At 44.3% G+C, this 18048-nt stretch carries 17 protein-coding genes; 7 read left to right on the top strand and 10 right to left on the bottom strand.

The window, feature by feature from the left end; genetic code table 11:
• Positions 1 to 50: 50 nt before the first annotated feature.
• The gene (locus tag AB4558_RS09650; RefSeq protein ID WP_017061193.1) at positions 51 to 1025 is read left to right on the top strand and encodes an arginine deiminase-related protein; all 975 of its coding nucleotides are present in this window, start codon (positions 51 to 53) and stop codon (positions 1023 to 1025) included.
• Positions 1026 to 1221: 196 nt separating this feature from the next.
• Here the strand turns inward: AB4558_RS09650 and AB4558_RS09645 are convergent, their stop codons facing one another.
• From AB4558_RS09645 to AB4558_RS09610, 8 genes are all read right to left on the bottom strand, one after another.
• The gene (locus tag AB4558_RS09645) at positions 1222 to 1854 is read right to left on the bottom strand and encodes a triacylglycerol lipase (RefSeq protein ID WP_017095825.1); all 633 of its coding nucleotides are present in this window, start codon (positions 1852 to 1854) and stop codon (positions 1222 to 1224) included.
• Positions 1855 to 2059: 205 nt separating this feature from the next.
• A complete protein-coding gene (locus tag AB4558_RS09640) occupies positions 2060 to 2899 on the bottom strand; it encodes an AraC family transcriptional regulator (protein ID WP_017095824.1) in 840 nt (279 codons plus the stop codon).
• 121 nt (positions 2900 to 3020) lie between these two features.
• Positions 3021 to 3866, bottom strand: a complete 846-nt coding sequence (locus AB4558_RS09635) for a GNAT family N-acetyltransferase (protein ID WP_017095823.1) — start codon at positions 3864 to 3866, stop codon at positions 3021 to 3023.
• A 265-nt stretch (positions 3867 to 4131) separates the two neighbouring features.
• Positions 4132 to 4707 (bottom strand): mechanosensitive ion channel family protein, encoded by a 576-nt coding sequence (locus AB4558_RS09630; RefSeq protein ID WP_017078430.1) that lies wholly within the window; start codon positions 4705 to 4707, stop codon positions 4132 to 4134.
• Positions 4707 to 5642 (bottom strand): CorA family divalent cation transporter, encoded by a 936-nt coding sequence (locus AB4558_RS09625; RefSeq protein WP_017078431.1) that lies wholly within the window; start codon positions 5640 to 5642, stop codon positions 4707 to 4709. Before AB4558_RS09625 ends, AB4558_RS09630 begins: the two co-directional genes overlap by 1 nt.
• A 328-nt stretch (positions 5643 to 5970) precedes the next feature.
• A complete protein-coding gene (locus AB4558_RS09620; protein WP_017095822.1) occupies positions 5971 to 7593 on the bottom strand; it encodes a phosphoethanolamine transferase in 1623 nt (540 codons plus the stop codon).
• A 232-nt stretch (positions 7594 to 7825) separates the two neighbouring features.
• Positions 7826 to 8395, bottom strand: a complete 570-nt coding sequence (locus AB4558_RS09615; RefSeq protein ID WP_017095821.1) for a porin family protein — start codon at positions 8393 to 8395, stop codon at positions 7826 to 7828.
• 251 nt (positions 8396 to 8646) lie between these two features.
• A complete protein-coding gene (locus AB4558_RS09610) occupies positions 8647 to 9222 on the bottom strand; it encodes a porin family protein (protein WP_372158731.1) in 576 nt (191 codons plus the stop codon).
• A 363-nt stretch (positions 9223 to 9585) separates the two neighbouring features.
• Between AB4558_RS09610 and AB4558_RS09605 the strand changes: the two genes are divergently transcribed.
• The gene (locus AB4558_RS09605) at positions 9586 to 10125 is read left to right on the top strand and encodes a hydrolase (protein WP_017095819.1); all 540 of its coding nucleotides are present in this window, start codon (positions 9586 to 9588) and stop codon (positions 10123 to 10125) included.
• Here AB4558_RS09605 and AB4558_RS09600 read toward each other — a convergent pair.
• Positions 10122 to 10985 (bottom strand): MurR/RpiR family transcriptional regulator, encoded by an 864-nt coding sequence (locus AB4558_RS09600; RefSeq protein WP_017082877.1) that lies wholly within the window; start codon positions 10983 to 10985, stop codon positions 10122 to 10124. The genes AB4558_RS09605 and AB4558_RS09600 overlap by 4 nt on opposite strands.
• 117 nt (positions 10986 to 11102) lie before the next feature.
• Positions 11103 to 12377 (bottom strand): amino acid deaminase, encoded by a 1275-nt coding sequence (locus AB4558_RS09595; protein WP_017095818.1) that lies wholly within the window; start codon positions 12375 to 12377, stop codon positions 11103 to 11105.
• Between the two features lie 176 nt (positions 12378 to 12553).
• Here AB4558_RS09595 and AB4558_RS09590 point away from each other — a divergent pair, with 176 nt between their 5' ends.
• From AB4558_RS09590 to AB4558_RS09570, 5 genes are all read left to right on the top strand, one after another.
• Complete coding sequence (locus AB4558_RS09590; RefSeq protein WP_017095817.1) at positions 12554 to 13987, top strand: amidohydrolase family protein; 1434 nt, start codon at positions 12554 to 12556, stop codon at positions 13985 to 13987.
• 121 nt (positions 13988 to 14108) lie between these two features.
• Positions 14109 to 14501: a RidA family protein gene (locus AB4558_RS09585; protein ID WP_372158728.1), complete on the top strand. Its 393-nt coding sequence runs from the start codon at positions 14109 to 14111 to the stop codon at positions 14499 to 14501.
• A 205-nt stretch (positions 14502 to 14706) separates the two neighbouring features.
• Positions 14707 to 16221, top strand: coding sequence for a sodium:solute symporter family protein (locus tag AB4558_RS09580; RefSeq protein WP_017089370.1), 1515 nt, complete (start codon positions 14707 to 14709; stop codon positions 16219 to 16221).
• Between the two features lie 130 nt (positions 16222 to 16351).
• Complete coding sequence (locus tag AB4558_RS09575) at positions 16352 to 17320, top strand: sugar kinase (protein WP_017095815.1); 969 nt, start codon at positions 16352 to 16354, stop codon at positions 17318 to 17320.
• Positions 17321 to 17339: 19 nt separating this feature from the next.
• Positions 17340 to 17975, top strand: a complete 636-nt coding sequence (locus tag AB4558_RS09570; protein WP_017084927.1) for a bifunctional 4-hydroxy-2-oxoglutarate aldolase/2-dehydro-3-deoxy-phosphogluconate aldolase — start codon at positions 17340 to 17342, stop codon at positions 17973 to 17975.
• The last annotated feature ends 73 nt before the right edge of the window (positions 17976 to 18048 follow it).

Here is an 18048-nt window from a genome sequence, read left to right as displayed (position 1 = left end):
TAACAAGTTGTTTACAATTCTGAAGTAAATAAAAGATAGGGACGGTTGAAATGTTAAACCTACACAAAAAATCACTTCATATTACTAATGTTCAAAACGCCAATTGCGTTGTTATGGTGCCGCCAAAAGAGTTTAAATTTAACGAAGAAACAGCACGTGATAACGAATTTCAGCACAGAGTGAATCTGACCGAAGCTGAGGTGAAGGTAGAAACGATGGCCGAATTTAAGGCTATGGTCGCTTCGTTGCGTAAAGAAGGTGTGCAAGTTGTAGAGTTTGATTACCCAGAATTGGGCGTTGAAACGCCGGATGCTGTTTTCCCAAACAACTGGTTTAGTACCTGTAGTGATGGAAGCTTATTCACGTTCCCTATGGCGTGTGAAAACCGTCAGAATGAAGTTAAGCCAAATGCTCTTATTGAAGCGTTAGAAGCGTCGGGTCGCATTGTTAACCATAGCGAGTCTCTAGAGTCTTACATCGCGCAAGGTTCTTATCTAGAGAGCACCGGTGTGATGGTTATCGATCACATCAATAAGACGATTTATGCGGCGCTTTCTCAACGTTGCGACCGTGAAGTATTAGAAGATTATGCGAAGCGTATTGGTTATTCTCGCGTGGTTTCGTTCCAAACTGCGTTACCGTCTGGTCAGCCGATTTACCACACCAATGTGATGATGGCGATTGGTGATAACTTCTGCGTGATCTGTGATGAAGTGATCCCTGAGTTTGAACGTCGCTTTGTGGTGAAATCTCTTGCCAAAGACAAGCAAGTTATCTCGATCTCGATCGATCAGATGAACCGATTCTGCGGCAACATTCTGCAATTGGAAACCGTGAATGGCGATAAGGTAATCGCGATGTCTCAGTCGGCTTACGATGCATTTTCTCCAGCTCAATTAGCTCAGCTTTCGACACACGGCAAGCTGCTGCCATTTAACGTGAAAACGATTGAAGACATTGGTGGTGGTTCGGTGCGATGCATGTTGGGTGAGGTGTTTTTACCAACGCGAGTGAATCGTCTGTAGCAAGTATAGAAAGTATAACAAGCACTCACTTTCAGTAATGAATCTTTGAATACCACTCTTATCGCAGAGTGGTATTTTTGTTTTTATCTATCTTTGTATCGGTCTACCAGAAATAAGAAAACAGTAATAAGAGAACCAGAGCTAGATACACGAGCTAACGCGCACAAAAGTTAACGGAAAACAGCTAACGCAAAAGCTATGAAGCGTCCTTAAAAGCTCTGTGTTCGATGAATTGAGCCGACAGTGCCACGACTTCCTTGGAGTAGACAAGCGCCGTGTGGTTGAGTTTGAGAGCGTAAGTATCCGTTGCCCCTCTCAGGTTTGCGTCTTCGAGTGTGACTGTGCCATCCCCCGGATTTTTTCCGAGTACAATACGTCCAACTCCGGCGTCGTAAGTGCCTGTAATCACGCCAATCGGCACATCAATATCGTAGTCACCCAAGCCATCGCTTAAGATCATTTTGCTCGAACCAAATATAAATCCAAGCCCATGATTCGACAGTGTTTTGGCGATGGTTGCCCCATTGTGCGGTGTGCCTGCGGTAATAATACAGGTGTCTGCAAAGTCGGGTTGGTAGAACTTAAAGTAGTGGCGAATCAGCAAGCCACCCAGTGAGTGACCAAAAAAGTAGACTTCATCATATTCATCGAAACGGGCATTAATGAAACGATTGAGACGTTTAGCGGCCGAAGGGAAGCGCAGCGAGTTGTAGGCAAATTTGTGCGTTGTAAAGCCGCGTTTTTTGAAGTTTCTATCCAGATATTGCATGATCAACGCAGGCATATATAGACCATGAATTAAAACTATATGTTTGTTTTCATTATTCATTTTTGTCCTCCGTTTGATGATGTCCCCAGTATATTTAGTCGCAAATCTAAACTCAATAAAACTTGCTACTAATGGGACACAAAGGCAGAGGTGTACGTTATAAACAGGACGTTTGTTATAGATAGAGCGTTCGTTATAGAAAGAATGCGCGTTATAGACAAATAGTGCGCTATCGACAAAGAGTGCTTGATGGACAAAAGGCGGGTTAGTCCGATTTCACTCCACCATACACATCAATAGTTAAGCCGCCTTGTTTAGCGTAAGTATTGGGTGTTAGACCGATGGTTTTCTTTAGGTAACGAATCAGGTGCGGTTGGTCGCTAAACCCAAATTGAAAGGCGACGTCCATCCAGTCGATGTCATCCAAATTTCGCTTATACAAATATTCCAACATCGCTTCGAGTTTGTTCATCGATTGGCACTGTTTTAATGTCAGCCCAGTTACCTTGTTGAAGCTTCTTTCCAATGTTCTTTGCGAGCAAAACAGCTTGTCGCCAAGCTCTGCAATCGGTGTCGAACCAAGCACACCCAACACCTTACGTGTCAGTTCGCTGTGCCTATCCGTTTTAGCTGTCGATAGCCAAGGAAGTAGCAAATCATCTAACTGCTGACAGCAGGCCTCAACATGGGTTTGAGCGAGCTTGATCAGTAGCGTTGCATCGGCGTTTGGATTGTTTAGCAAACCTGCGAGATTGACTGGACTAACCCTGTCCAAGCTAGGGTGAGGACTATCTGGGATAACCAATGAATACAAGGCTCCGACATGGAATTTAATGCCCAAGTGAACAAAGGGCTTCGAGTGATCCAATTCGATGGCTTTATGGTGTGGCAGCAGTAGATGGCAACCAACGTCTTGATCGATTTTTTGCTCAATAGTGTAGTGATACGCTTGCTCGCTTGGCGATAAGATCAGGTGTGCTGATGGATCGGGATTGAGTATCGGAAATTGATGAGTTTGAGCGTCGGGCGTCTTTTCAATCAGCCAGTAGCAATCAATGAACTGAGCAACTACAGGGGATTTTGGAGACTGTAACCAATTGATCATTAGACCTTCTATTTCAGATGACTGTCACCTCCAACTATATGTGGATATCGTTGGAGGTGACAGTTTTTATCAGTATCTATTGTTAGAACTTAGTCTTGATGTTTGTTAATCCGAATCAAGGCTAATCAGTTTCCTTTAATTCGCTAAAATTAAACTGCAAGATACGATGCTTTGATGATAACCCAGCGCGTGTGATGGCCTTTTGTGCGCCAATATTACTGCTTTCCGTAGAGCACATAGCTTCTAACCCTTGGCTATTAGCGTGCTGCTTTAGAAAGTTAAGAACACGCGTTGCTAAGCCTTTACCGCGTTCTTGTTGTGCGACAATCATACCTAGGTCGGCAAACTGTGTTTGATGCTCATCGAACTTACGACACTCTCCGGTTGCTAGAACATGGTTATTTTCTATGTAGCCCCATAGCTCTTGGCGAGCAATTAAGTTGCTGTAGTAACCGGTGATCCACTCTTTTGGCGCGCCAATCGCTGATGAAGCAAACTCAACGAACTGCTCCAGTTGTTCTTCTGTCGCGAGGCTCATCTCTATCTCTTCAATGCGGTCTGAATCACAATCAGATCTGGCTTGAGAGTTTTGGCGGTACATCATCGCATTCACTTTAAATGACTCTGTGTTGTCGACACACAGTGATAAATATTGTGGCTCAGCCGTACTCACGAATGCGCCTTTCACATTACCAATCACAGAGCTGTTGTTCTCTACGATTAAGGGGAACAAGTCTTCAATATGAGTACTGGCTGTTGGTGCTAGGTAGAACTGAAGTAAGTAGCCTTCGCCATTCAACACGCAATAACCGACAAGATTACCGTTTTCGTAAAAACCAAAATGGTCAGACATTGGCACAAAGCCAAAATGCCACATGCCATCGAGTGGTGCTGTTGATTCGGTAAAGTAAGCCGTTTGAAGTTCGCTTAGGTCACTAAGTGTTGAGATTTTTTTGATGTCTAACATCGCTTGAATTCCTGCTGTTTTGATTCGGTAGAGTGCGTGGTCGTCATCTTGTTCTCAGGTACGTCAATTGACGATGAGATAATTGATTAGCTGAGCCACGTTTCAATAACAGCAATTGTAGGCGACGGCTTGAGGCCGGTATTGAATAAAAACGACAGTTTTGAAAGGTGTGTGGGTGTTAACAGAAGAGCTGATGTTAATTGAAAGAGGGCAAGATATTTTGCCCTCTGCTGAACTTATTGATTGGGACGTTGAATAGGGCGCATTACTTTCCTGAGTCTTCAGCTTTGATGAGTTTTGTATCGACAGTTTCACTCTTTAACTCAGGCTCAACTAATACCTTTATCACGCCTTTTTGTAGGATCAGGTTATTAGGGTAGGTGATGATGTTGCCCGAACTGTGTCGAAGAATAACGTGGAACATGGTGATATCGATGATCACACCGCTGATGTCTTCGTCTTTCTCCGCGACTCTTACTCTGTCGCCAATGCGATAAGGGAATACGAAAAATATTAGTACACTGGCTGTGAGGTTACTTAGAATCGACCATTGCGCGAATAAAGCGACACCCAGCACCGCAAATATGGATGATAAAAACAGCGAAATATCACCAAAACCCAAGTTAAGAACAATCGTAAACACAGCGATGAAGAGTAGAAACAGAACGATATTGAAACACTTAATCACGAACTGCTTTCGCTTCAATTCGACGCGCTTATTTTCCGCTAATGTTTCTATCCAGTTTTTCCCCAAGCGTTTTATCACCCAATAAACAGTGATAAGAAGTAAACCTAAACCCACTTGTTTAAGCCACATATTGGATTGCAAAAACTCAACCATTAAATAAACCTCAATTTTTTCAAAATAATGACCTCTGCCGCTATGACCACGAGCAGCCCAACGCAAAATAGTGGGAATGCTATTGGGTTATCTGTTCCGGGTATTCCTGCAATATTGACACCCAGCAAACCGGTGAAAAACCCAGCAGGGAGGAAAATACCCGCAATGATAGAAAATAGGTACGTATTTCTATTCATTTTTTCAGCTTGTTGCTGACTTAGGCTCGCTAAAAATACATTAATTTGTTCGATGTAAAACTCAACAGACTCATTAATTCTCAGGATGGTATCAAGGCTGTTCTTTATATGACTGTTGTGCTTACTCAATGGTGTAGGCAGGTCACTCATTAAGTCCTCAAAAACGTATTTCTGTGGCTTCAAATAGCGCCTTAGTCTAAGTAGCCTTGAATGCAGAGCGTTAATGGATCTTATGTCGATATTGGATTTAGATTCTAACTCGTCAATCAAGAGTTCGACGGGTACTAGGAAGGTTGAAATACTGTGGTTGATTCCACGTATCATGCCCAGTAATACATCAGGTAATGATGTCGGGCCTTGGTTTTGTTTGAGATCAGATATCAGATTACTGACCGCTTTTGAAGGAACTTTGCGTGTCGATATTAAAGTGCCTTTGTACCATAAGATGCGTAGGCTAAGCATGTCGTCAGGGTTAGCACCTTCGTTTAGATTAATCCCTCGCAGAATCATCAAAAAACAGTCGTGGCCAAACTGTTCGAACCGAGGACGGGTGTCATCGGTGAGTAATGAATCGATGATGGCATTTGGAACCGTATTACTGTGGAGCCATTCTCTCAAACCGTCAGCATCTCTTTGGCAGTGATACCAAGTTGATTGCTCGAATGAGGCTGGGCTGGTGGTGTGTTCATGTGCCACACCCTCAGAAAATTGCCAGCTTGAAATTATGAAAGCGTCCATTCATTTGTCCTTAATGATATGACGTAAACATTGATATTGTGGCGCCATTCAGGTGCCGTATTGAACTGAGCTTAATCTTGGTAAGTTCAATGAGCGATGTGAGTGAGATAAAGTCTAATAAGACAGGTTGGTCTTTGGAGCACGACGGACTCTTCCATTATTGTCTCTATTAAATGTAGCTCATTGTTTCGTCGTTATAAATTAGCACTCTGGCTCCATGTTAGCGACGAAAAAAAAGAAAAGACCGAGGTCTTTTCTTTTTAGGAGAAGTTGAGGAGAGCTTGTTCAGGCAACTCGAGTTTTCCGATGGTTTACATAAGCAAAAGCACTACCGACACGCAGCAAAAATGTCTTGGTTCTCTCGATATTCTTTGGTTTGTACATCCATCAGGCCGAGTAAAGAGTCGAACAGGTTGTCTTGGGAGAAGCTCTGTTCTTTGCCTGCCTTTCTTAAGCAGGTCTGGTTTATCCCTTTCTGCTCGGCGAAACCATCAGACATCCACATGATCATAGGCACATGGGTTTGCTCTTTCGGTGCCAATGAATAAGGCATGCCGTGTAAGTAGATGCCATTTTCTCCCAATGATTCTCCGTGATCGGAAATGTACATCAGCGCGACATTGTACTTATCGGTGAGTTTCTCTAGTTTCTGAATAGCCTGTGATAGAAAGAAATCTGTGTACAAGATGGTGTTGTCGTAGGTGTTTACCACTTCCTCTTTGGTGCAGTTTTCGATATCTGCACGAGCGCAATCAGGCGTAAATTTCTTATGTTCTTCTGGATAACGCTCAAAGTACGTTGGGCCGTGAGATCCCGAAATATGATAGAAAATGATGCTATCTTGCTTAAGATCTTGAGTGTCTTGTTCGAAGTTCTCTAGCATCGCTGTGTCATAGCACACATCGTTATTACACAGCGGGTCGCTGTCTTTGGCGACGAGAGTCATCTCTTTGATTCGATGTGCGACCGCCTTGTCTCCACCATCGTGCTCTCGCCAGATAGAGTGAATGCCCGCGCGGTTCATAATGTCGACCACGTTATCTTGGTTGTAGGCTTTGTCGCGATCGTAGTTGCTGCGATTCATGTTAGAAAACATACACGGCACAGAAACCGCAGTGGCTGTTCCGCATGACTGAACATCAGAGAAAAAGATCGGACTATAGGGTTTGGTATGAGCATTGGTTTCTTTCTCATAGCCATAATATTGGTAGTTATATACACGTGCTGTTTCACCAAGAACAAACACCAATAAGGTTGGTTTTTCAGCTTGTTTAGCTTCTGGTTTTAGCTGCGCATCTAAGCCGATTTCTTGGTAAGGAATCGGTTCTTTGATGTAAGTATTGTTGATGTATTTTGCGGTTGAAGCGACGTATTCGGTTGGAATGATCATCTTTTTAAGATGAGAGTTATTACGACCAATCGACACATAATCTTTGTAAAACAACCCGGCAATGATGGCAATGACGATCAACGAAGAGAGTAATCCAATCGCCTTCCAAATAGCAAAATCTTTCCAAGATTCTCTTTCAAGATCCGTAAATAAAAGCAGCAGTGACGGAACTCCTCCCATTAGAACAAACCATAAAATAGAATAGCTGCTTAGGTAGCTAGCAGCCTCTCCGCTGTTGGTTTCGAAGACGTTTTCTATCATTCCATAATCTACAAAAATGCCGTAGTTGAACATGCTGTAGCTGACTAAAGAGGAAGTAAGTAGTAACAAGATAAAAAAAGCTTTGGCGAATATCGGCCAGTTGAATACTTGAAAGATAAAGTTGAATGCGGCGAGAAAGAAAAATGGGATCGAGATGATAAACCCAATGCTTTCGGCTTGTGAGGCACTAAGAATATTGAACAGTTCGCGTGAGATAGGCAAGTTAATGACAAGCAGGTAATACACTGCCAAAACGAAAGGGAGTTTGTTTATCGACATGTTTAAGCGTGGTAGATTCATAGGTCTTGTCTTCCTGTGTCACTTATCCCTTTATTTTAGTCTCGCTACCAAGAAAGCTCTAATATCAATGCATAAAGCTCAAATAGAAGGCGCTGAGCGATAAACTGGCTAAAGTGAAATGACGCTAAGGTGTGTAGATACAAAAAATTCACTTTACTGAGTGACCTTCATGACAAGGTGGAACAGCAAAGTGAATTAGTATGTTCAGCTTATTCTATGTGGTTCAATCACATTAGAAGTTGTATGAGCCACCGAAGCTAATGCTGCTGAATGCTAGTGTTTTGTCTTCTTTCTTAGATCCGTAATCGTTCTCTACGCTTACTGCATCTGCTTGCGAAATCAGACGCAATGTTAGGTGTTCGATTGGCGTGTATTCGACACCAACACCAAAGTGGAAACCCGTACCGCTATCGTCTGCATACTGAGCTGCGGTATTTGCGTTTAGGTCAACAGAGCTTAAACCAGCCAAAACGAATGGGCGGATTGTGTTGTCGAATGTGTAACCAAGATTTGCTGACAAAGAAACAGACGTTGGAGACAGTTTTTCAGTCCCTTTTTTGTAGTCTGCGTAATCGTTGTAGCCAAGTTCAACACCTACGATGCGGTTGAATTGATAGCCGCCATATAAGTTGTAGCCCATACCGTCTGAATCTAAACTGCCTTGACCATCGGTGTCAGAATCTTGGTATATGCCAAGACCGCCACCAATGTACGCACCGCCGTCAGTACCTGCTGCTAAAGCAGGAAGAGAAACTGCGCTGATTAAACCCAGTGCTAATGCTGATTTTGTTAACTTGTTCATCTTTGTTACTCACTCTGTCATGTCTTCAAATGTGATTGTCGGTTACTGTCGATTTTTATTAGTTGTTGGCTCGTCGCCTCTCGACCGTTGTGACAATTATCCCTGAGTCTTTTGCTCATTACTGTATGGCTTTGTAAGCTGAATCGTTACATAGATACAAAAATTCACTTTACTGTGCTGCCTTATCAACGAGCAGAGTAGCAAAGTGAATTTGAGCTACTTACTTACGACGTAGTCGTTTGGGGTGAATATTAGAAGTCGTATGAACCACCGAAGCTCACACTGTTGAACGCTAGAGTGTGGTCGTCAGTTGAGATCGTAGAGCCACTAATTTGATAAGAGTCTTCTACGCTTACTGCGTCTGCTTGCGAAATCAGGCGAAGTGTTAAGTGCTCAACCGGTGTGTATTCAACACCAACACCAAAGTGGAAGCCGGTGCCGCTATCATCATTGTAGCCAGCGCCGCTGTTCGCGTTGAGGTCTACGGAACTCAAGCCAGCTAGTACAAATGGGCGAATGGTGTTGTTGAACGTGTAACCGACATTTGCTGATACAGAGATAGACGTTGGTGAAAGCTTGTCTGTGCTGTTCTTGTAATCTGCATAGTCGTTGTAGCCAAGTTCCACACCAACGATACGGTTGAATTGGTAACCGCCGTATAGGTTGTAGCCCATGCCGTCTGAATCCAGACTTGGTGCTCCATCCGTATCGGAACCTTGATAGGCACTAAGTCCGCCACCTACGTATGCGCCACCATCGATACCTGCTGCAAAAGTTGGAAGTGAAACTAAACCGATTAAGCCGAGTGCTAATGCTGATTTTTTCATGATAATACCTTGTTTACTCATCCTGTGATGCAAATCACGGTATCTCTGATGATTGATTTATAAAACCCTCACAAATGAAACCTATTTTTTCATTGATAACGTGATTACCTGCGCCCCTTGATTTATCAAGAGCTAATGAAATATTTGTTGGTTATATTGTTTATAAATAAAATTCATATATTGACAAATGGTTAAATTTGCTAAATAAAACGATGTTTTTTAAACTTATAGGTAAGGCTATTTTTTCTAACTGTTTGAAAAATAGCGAATAACTAATTGTCTATTTGTTTTATTGTAGTATTTATTTGGTGTTTATTGAGAGCAAAGCAGTACGCTGATTCTAATCATGACAAGGAGAGTTGGATGTTAAACCGAGCAAATACAGGTTTGGTGGTTGTGGACGTACAAGGCAAGCTCGCACGCCTTGTTGATGAGAGCGATACGCTGATTGCTAATTGCGGAAAGTTAGCTCAAGGAGCGCAGGTTTTGGGTCTGCCAATTGTTAGCTTGGAGCAGAATCCTGAGAAGTTAGGTGCTACGGTCGACGAGCTGAATGACCTGCTGAGCGATGCTAAGCCGATACCAAAATTTACGTTCAACGCGTGTAACGAGCCTAAGTTTGTTGAGGCGGTGCAAGCCAAGGACGTGGATACTTGGTTAGTGTGTGGTATTGAGGCTCACATTTGTGTTTATCAAACCACAATGGGGTTGTTGGAACTTGGGTACAATGTTCAGGTAGTTGGTGACTGTATTAGCTCACGAACGGCGCTCAACAAGGATCTGGCAATCCGCCGATTAACGGATGCTGGTATCGAAATCACAGGATTGGAAATGAGCTTATACGAACTGGTAAAGGACTGCCGCGCGCGTGAATTTAAGCTCATTCTATCCTTGATTCGTTAATCACCGAGAGGCTGTCGGTCGCCACCGCCTCGGTAGGAATCTAACGCAACCTTCAAACGACGCAGCTTGTCGCGAGAACGGTTCTTATGATTGACAGCAATCCCCATAGAAAGCACATCCACTAACGCCAACATAGCGTAGCGAGAAGCCGACGGCTTGTAGATGAAGTCGGTTTCCATATGCTTGATGGGTAACAAGATATCGGCAATTTTTGCTAGCGGTGTATCTTGTGGGGTAATCGCAATGATCTTAAGTCCGTACTGCTTAGCCAGCTCTGCCGTTTCTGTGATCACTGGTGTAAAGCCAGTCGCAGAGATCATCACCATTACGTCATTAGCATCTGCCGTGGCAGCAACCATACGTGACATCAAGCCATCGTTGTACGACACCACTGGGTAGCCTAAACGAAACAGTCGATGTTGCAGCTCTTGAGAAGCAATGGTTGAACCACCACCCATACCAATAGCAATGATCTGTCTGGCGTTATGCAGCCAGCTGACTGCGGTTTCAACGTCTTGCTCTTTGAACAGAGTGCGGTTGATGTCTAGGCTCTGCTTGATCGATTCGTAGATACCTTGATAACCCGTTTGGTCAACAGGCTCGAGGATAAAGCGCTGACCAACGGTTAGCGTCTGAGCCAACTTAATCTTCATATCACGTACGTTGCTGCAGCCGATCGCCTTAGCAAAACGTGTGATGGTGGCTTCACTCACTTGCGCACCTTCGGCTAGCTCTGTGATGCTGGCATTGGCAGCAAAATCAATGTCGTCCATGATCAACTTGGCGACTTTCTTTTCTGCATCACGAAGAACAGGGAAACGCTCTGTTATCTGTGAAATGATATCTACTTCTAAACTCAAGAATCCTGATCCTTTGTTGATGGGGCTATTTGCTAATACCTAGTCATTGGTCGCTAAAGCTTAGCCCCGTTAGTATATCTTATTGTTTCGCTGATTCTAGCTTATTGAAAAATTGAACTAGAAGCAGGTTTCTACCCATTTGGTCACCTGATGTTCGTCATCGCTGATGGCAATGTAGCGCCATTTGTCGAAGGTTAAACACGGGTGTGAGGTCGAGAAAGCTATCATGTCGCCCACTTCAATCTCAGAAGAACCGTCAGTTTCAACAAAAGTATGTTGATCCATCACGGCAGTAGAGGTTAAGCCTTTCACTGAGATAGCTTTGCCATTGCGATAGCCGCGCTCGGCAATCGGTAAACCCGCATCAAAGGCCACATCACGCTTGCCTAGCCCAACCACTAACTTGGTTGGCTCCGGACGAGAGATTACATACGCCCATACCTCAAGTGCCGATTCTAAATCGCCACCCAATTCGCACGCGTAGCCTTGGTTTACTTGAGCGCGTTGCAACACCTTGCTTTGTGCGTCTAGGTAAATGCCTGTGTCGTGAATGGCATAGCAGCCCGGGCGGATGATCGCCAAATAATCAGTTAGGTTCGCCAAGCATTCTGCCACCACATCATACCAAGCCGAGCCTGCGCCAGTGATAATAGGTTGCCCTGCAATTAGCCCATCTGATACGAGGCTTTCGACTGAAGTGAGTGCCTGATTTAAGAAGGTACGAATATCTTGTTCTGCATTGTCACCGTGAATTACACCTTCATACACCTCAATACCTGCCAGCGAAAGGGCTGGTGTGTCTTGGATGGTTTGAGCCAGTTCTAGAACTTCTTGTGGTGAACGACAACCACAGCGACCGCCCGGTACACCAAATTCGATCAGTACCTTTAGCGTCTGCTTTGTATTGGTGAAATATTGGTTAAGTTGCTGCACGTTTACCGATGAATCTACACAACAGTAAAAATCGACATCAAATTCGCGAATAAGCTGTTCGATGATCGCCATGTTGGCTTTACCCACCAATTGGTTTGCCATGATGATTCGTTTCGCACCTACCATAGCCGCAATTTCGGCTTGTGCAGGTGTTGCTACTGTTATGCCCCAAGCGCCATTTTCTAGCTGTTGGCGGAAAAAATCAGGTGTCATGGAGGTTTTGCCATGTGGCGACAATTTAACCTGATGGTGATCGGCGAATGATTGCATCCAATTCAGGTTATTGGTTAAGGCGGATTGTTTGATAATTGCTACCGGGAGCGAAATGTCTTCATCAACCAGTCGGTAAATACCGTTCTCAGATTGTGATATTGCTCTCCCTTTTTGGCCTTTTTCAGTCAAGACAAAACTATCGTTTTGATACTTTATAACATCTTTATGTGCAGGGTTATGTTTCATTGCTGATTCCTAACATGATTTAAGTTGTTGTTATTTAATGTTTAAATATATCCACAATCTGTTTTGTGGTAGAAACTATCACACAAATTAAAATATTATGTGTGTTTTGTCACTGAAAATAATCGGCTGAATTTCTAATATAGCTCCATCAACACAGTGGATTGAGAGAGTGAAAAATGTTGTTCGATACGATAATTAAAAATGTAGAGGTGTTTGATGGCACCGGCGAACAATCGTTTTGTGCCGATGTAGCAATCCGAGATGGAAAAATAGCCGAAATTGGTCAAATCGATCACGAAGATTGTGGTCAGTTGGTTGAGGGAGCAGGCTTAGCATTGGCTCCTGGATTTATCGATGTACATACACATGACGATACCAACGTAATTCGTTACCCAGACTGCCTGCCTAAGATCAGCCAAGGTGTCACAACCGTGATTGTTGGTAACTGTGGTATCAGCGCATCACCAACCGTTTTGGCTGGCGATCCACCTGACCCAATGAATCTTTTAGGCGCACAAGCTGACTTTAAATACCCAACTTTCGCCGCGTATGCACAAGCGGTAGAGCAAGCTCAACCCGCAGTAAACGTTGCCGCGTTAGTCGGCCATACGACATTGCGTAACCAAGTGATGGACGACCTGCAGCGCACTGCAAGCGAAGACGAAATCGCAGCGATGCAAACCAACCTTGATTTAGCGATGGCGCAAGGCGCATTAGGTTTGAGCTCGGGTTTGGCTTACGCAAGCGCGAAACAAGCGAATGCCAACGAAGTGATGCAGTTAGCGAAAGTGCTTTCTGGTCACGGCGGCATCTATACCACGCATATGCGTACCGAATTTGAAGAGATCTTAAGCGCGATGGAAGAGGCGTTTGAGACAGGACAATACGCGAAAGTGCCTGTTGTTATCTCCCACCTAAAATGTGCAGGTGCGGGCAATTGGGGTAGAACCGTTGAAGTACTCGACTTAATGGACAAGGTTTCTGAGCACCAAGATGTGTCTTGCGACTGTTACCCATACTCAGCGAGTTCTTCGACATTAGATTTGAAACAAGTGACCGACGATTTTGACATCTTCATCACTTGGTCTGAAGCAAAACCAGAACATGCAGGCAAAACGCTTAAGCAGATTGCTGATGAAATGAATCTCTCCCTGATGGACGCAGCAAAAGCGCTTCAACCAGCGGGCGCGGTTTATCACTGCATGGATGAGAACGACGTAAAGCGCGTATTGAAATACAAACTGACCATGGTCGGTTCAGACGGTTTACCAAATGACCCGCATCCACACCCAAGATTGTGGGGCACCTTCCCGAAAGTGCTAGGTCACTATTGCCGAGACGAAAAACTGTTCTCGTTGCCAGAAGCGATTCACAAGATGACCGGAATGTCGGCGCAGCGTTACAACTTAGCGGGCCGAGGCGAAGTTCGCTGTGGTGCCTTTGCTGATTTAGTTTTATTTGATCCAAAGAATATTAAAGACACAGCAACATTTGAAAATCCTATTTCAGTTGCTGAAGGAATAGAAAGTGTATTTGTAAATGGTGAGTTAACTTACCAGCAAGGAAAAGTAAGAAATAATCGTTCAGGCGTTTTTATTTACCGAAACTAGAGTTTATATTATTTATTAAATTCAGGTTATTATAAAAACGGCGAATTAATTTAAATATATTGGAATAGAAACTGTTTTATCTATAAACCCAATAGTATCTATAAATAAGTGGAGTTAAAAAATGACTATTAAACGTTACGGTGTTGAAGGCGGTACAGGTACAGGCGGACAACATTTACCATTTGCACGTGCAACTGAAGCAGGTGGTTTCCTATACGTTTCTGGCCAGACACCGATGACAGATGGTGAAGTGGTTGAGGGTGGCATTGTTGACCAGTCTCGCCTAGCGATCCAAAACTGTGTCGATATCATGACTGAAGCGGGCTACGGCCTAGAAAACGTAATACACGTAAAGGTTGTGCTAACGGATTCTCGTTACTTCCAATCTTTTAATAAGGTATTCAAAGAGTTCTTCGGTGCTAACCCACCGGCCCGTATCTGCATGGTTTGCGACTTAGTTGTAGACGTGAAGGTTGAAGTAGATGTGACTTGCTACCGCGCCGATCGCGGATAGTAATAACCTAATCACAATTACCTACTTAGAGAGTATTAGGGGTTAGTCATCCCTGTTATTATCCTTTAATACTCTCACCCTACATTTATAAAAATTACTTTAATTAAAAAATATAGAATCAATAAAGTAATTATATGAAATATAAAATGAATGAATCATAAATAAAGTTCAGGAATGAACTCAATATTTCACTGAGAGGTGTCAAATGAACAGCACACTTTTTCTTACAGGCTTCGGCGTGTACGTATTATTTTTAATTTGGTTAGGCTGGTTTGTCTCGCGTAATCAAAAATCTGGCGAAGATTTCTTATTAGGTGGCCGTGGCCTACCTATGTTCTTAGTACTTGGCACAACAGTAGCGACGATGGTCGGTACGGGTTCAAGTATGGGTGCGGTTGGCTTCGGCTACGCAAATGGCTGGGCAGGTGCTCTGTACGGCATTGGTGGTGCGATAGGCATCCTATTACTTGCACTTTGGTTTGCTCCGGTTCGTAAATTGAATTTCATGACCATGAGTGAAGAACTGGCTTACTATGTTGGCGCTAACCGCATCGTGAAAAACGTTGTAGGTGTACTGATCTTTGTCGCTTCAATTGGTTGGTTAGGCGCCCACATTCTAGGTGGCGGCATGTACTTAGCGTGGATTGCAGACATCGATCTCAACCTAGCGAAAATCATTATTGCAGCGGCATTCACTATTTACGTGGTGATCGGTGGTTACACCGCGGTTGTCTGGACCGATACCATTCAAGCTATCATTCTTTTTGCTGGCTTCATCTTGATGGCGGTAATGTCAGTTGATTACATCGGCGGCATGGATAACCTTTACGCTGCAATGGATCCTGCTGCTACAAGCTTTTTAGCAATCGATAAACTGGGTCTTTTGCCTGCTGTTTCTCTGGCTGTGGTTATTGGTGTAGGTGTACTGGCGACGCCTTCATTCCGTCAGCGTATCTACTCAGGTAAAGACGTATCAACTGTTCGTCGCTCATTTGTTGCATCGGGTGTGTTGTACCTTTTCTTCTCAATCATCCCTGCAATCATCGGTATGGCAGCACATGCCATTGACCCAACATTGGATAACGCGAACTACTCGTTCCCTTACGTAGCTGCAACGGTCCTTCCGGTTGGCGTTGGCATGATTGTTCTTATCGCGGGTCTTTCTGCAACGATGTCGAGCGCAAGCTCAGATGCGATAGCCGGTGTTTCTATCCTACTTCGTGATGTTTACGTGATGTTCACGGGCCGCGTACCAAACAAAGAGTCAATGGTGAACTATTCTCGCTTGGCACTGATTGTGGTGATTGGTTTTGCACTGTTGTTCGCACTAACGTCAAACGACATCATTGGCTACATCACGAAAATGATTTCAACCGTAATGTCGGGAATGTTTGTGTGCGGTATGTTGGGTCGATTCTGGAAACGTTATAACTGGCAGGGTGCGCTTGCTACTCTAGCGGGTGCATCTGTGGCTTCATTTGTTGTAATGCTAAACGCAGACTACACGGCTTTCTGGGGTAACCCTGTGATTCCTTCTTGTCTAGTGGCCCTAACGGCTGGTGTGGTTGTGAGCCTATGTACTCCGGCTAACCAAGTGACACCTGAAATGGCGAAAGCAATTCTTGATGACGAGCGCGCTCTGATGGAGATGGAATTGTCAGACTCAGGTGTGCTTGAAGAAGACGCGTCTTCTCAACGTCCTGCAAATCAAACAAGCTAATCTAAAACGCTCCACAGCTAACTAGTACAACAAACTTAGTACAACAAGCTGTGGAGTGGTTTAGCTAGCTCAGGCTCTGCTTCTCGGTAGAGCCTTCTTCCCCATTTATCTCTCTATTTTAGGATCTGCTATGCCTGCATCATCTAACTTCAATATTGCTTTTTTTGGCGAGTGCATGGTCGAAATCAGCGGCTCTCCATTAACCAAAAAATTCGGCGGTGACACGCTCAATACCGCACTTTACCTTTCTCGCTTAACCTATCATCAAAATCTCTCTGTTCATTACGCTACTGGACTTGGTAGCGATGAACTGTCTCAGAACATGCTTGATAACTGGCAGCTAGAGGGTATTCAAACCAATTTCGTTGAACGCATCCCAAACAAGCTTCCTGGGCTCTACATGGTCGAAACCGACGAGACAGGCGAGCGACACTTTCACTATTGGCGCAACGATGCGGCAGTAAAATCTTACTTTCAAATCGATAACTTAAACAAGCAAGCCGACAACCTGAATAAGCTTGAAATCGCTCTGACAGAGAAGCAAGTCGACGCGGTTTACATCAGCGGTATCAGTATCGCGATCTTGGATGATGTCTCTCGCGAGCGTTTATTCAAAGCCATTAGCGTGTTCTCAAATCAAGGTGGCAAGGTGGTTTTTGATAACAACTATCGCCCGCAACTTTGGAGCACCGATCAAGCTCAACATTGGTATGCCAAGTTACTGCCGCTGGTGGACATCGCTTTGATTACCGAAGACGACGACCTGCTGGTTTGGGGTAACTCAGAGAGCGTTCAACAACGCTGCCTTCGTTTGGGGTGCCAAGAGATCGTCATCAAACGTGGCTGCGAGCCATGCAAGGTTGTTCAAGTTGAACAGGGCAACATTATTGAGAATTATGTCTCAGCGACTCGTGTTTCTAACGTGGTCGACACCTGTGCTGCGGGCGATTCATTCGCTGCGGGCTATTTAGCTGCGCGTCTTACTGGCGAGAGCGCCACTGACGCAGCCGAACTTGGCCACCAACTGGCTTCCATCGTTATTCAATACTCTGGCGCGATCATCCCCGTGAGCGCTATGAGCCAACTGATTAAAAAATAAAATAAAAAGCGAAATTATTATGTCTCAAGAAATGATCAACAAACTTAAGCAGTTCAAAGTTATTCCTGTTATCCAAATCAACAAGGTTGAACACGCGATTCCACTGGCAAAAGTGTTAGTAGAAAACGGCCTGCCCGTTGCTGAAGTGACATTCCGCACTGAAGCGGCAGCAGACGCGATTCGTGCAATGCGCGATGCGTACCCAGAGATGTGTATCGGTGCCGGCACAGTATTAACGCCTGCGCAGATCGACCTTGCAAAAGAGTCGGGCAGCGAATTCATCGTGGCTCCGGGCCTGAATCCAAACACCGTAAAACGCTGCCAAGAAATCGGCATGCCAATCGTTCCGGGTGTAAACAACCCAAGCCAAGTTGAGCAAGCGCTGGAACTGGGCCTTAACTTCTTGAAGTTCTTCCCTGCAGAAGCATCTGGTGGCATCAACATGGTGAAGTCTCTGCTAGCGCCATATGTTGATGTGTCTTTAATGCCAACGGGCGGTATCGGTAAACACAACGTGAATGACTACTTAGCAGTGGATCGCGTGGTGTGCTGTGGTGGTACTTGGATGGTGTCGCCAAAGATGATCGAGAACGAGCAATGGGATGAGATTGCAGTATTGGTTCGTGAAGCGGTCGCTCTTGTTAACGAGCAATAAGCTTTTGAACTAGCGATAACAAGCTTTCGAATTAGATATAACGAGCAACAGCAGTGGCTGATGGTTCTGTTTT

Origin of the sequence: Vibrio sp. 10N.222.51.C5, from assembly GCF_041474575.1 — a bacterium.
Taxonomy (GTDB): Bacteria; Pseudomonadota; Gammaproteobacteria; order Enterobacterales; family Vibrionaceae; genus Vibrio; species Vibrio crassostreae_C.
Note: the sequence above shows the minus strand (reverse complement) of the source record. Positions and strands in the feature narration are given on the sequence as shown.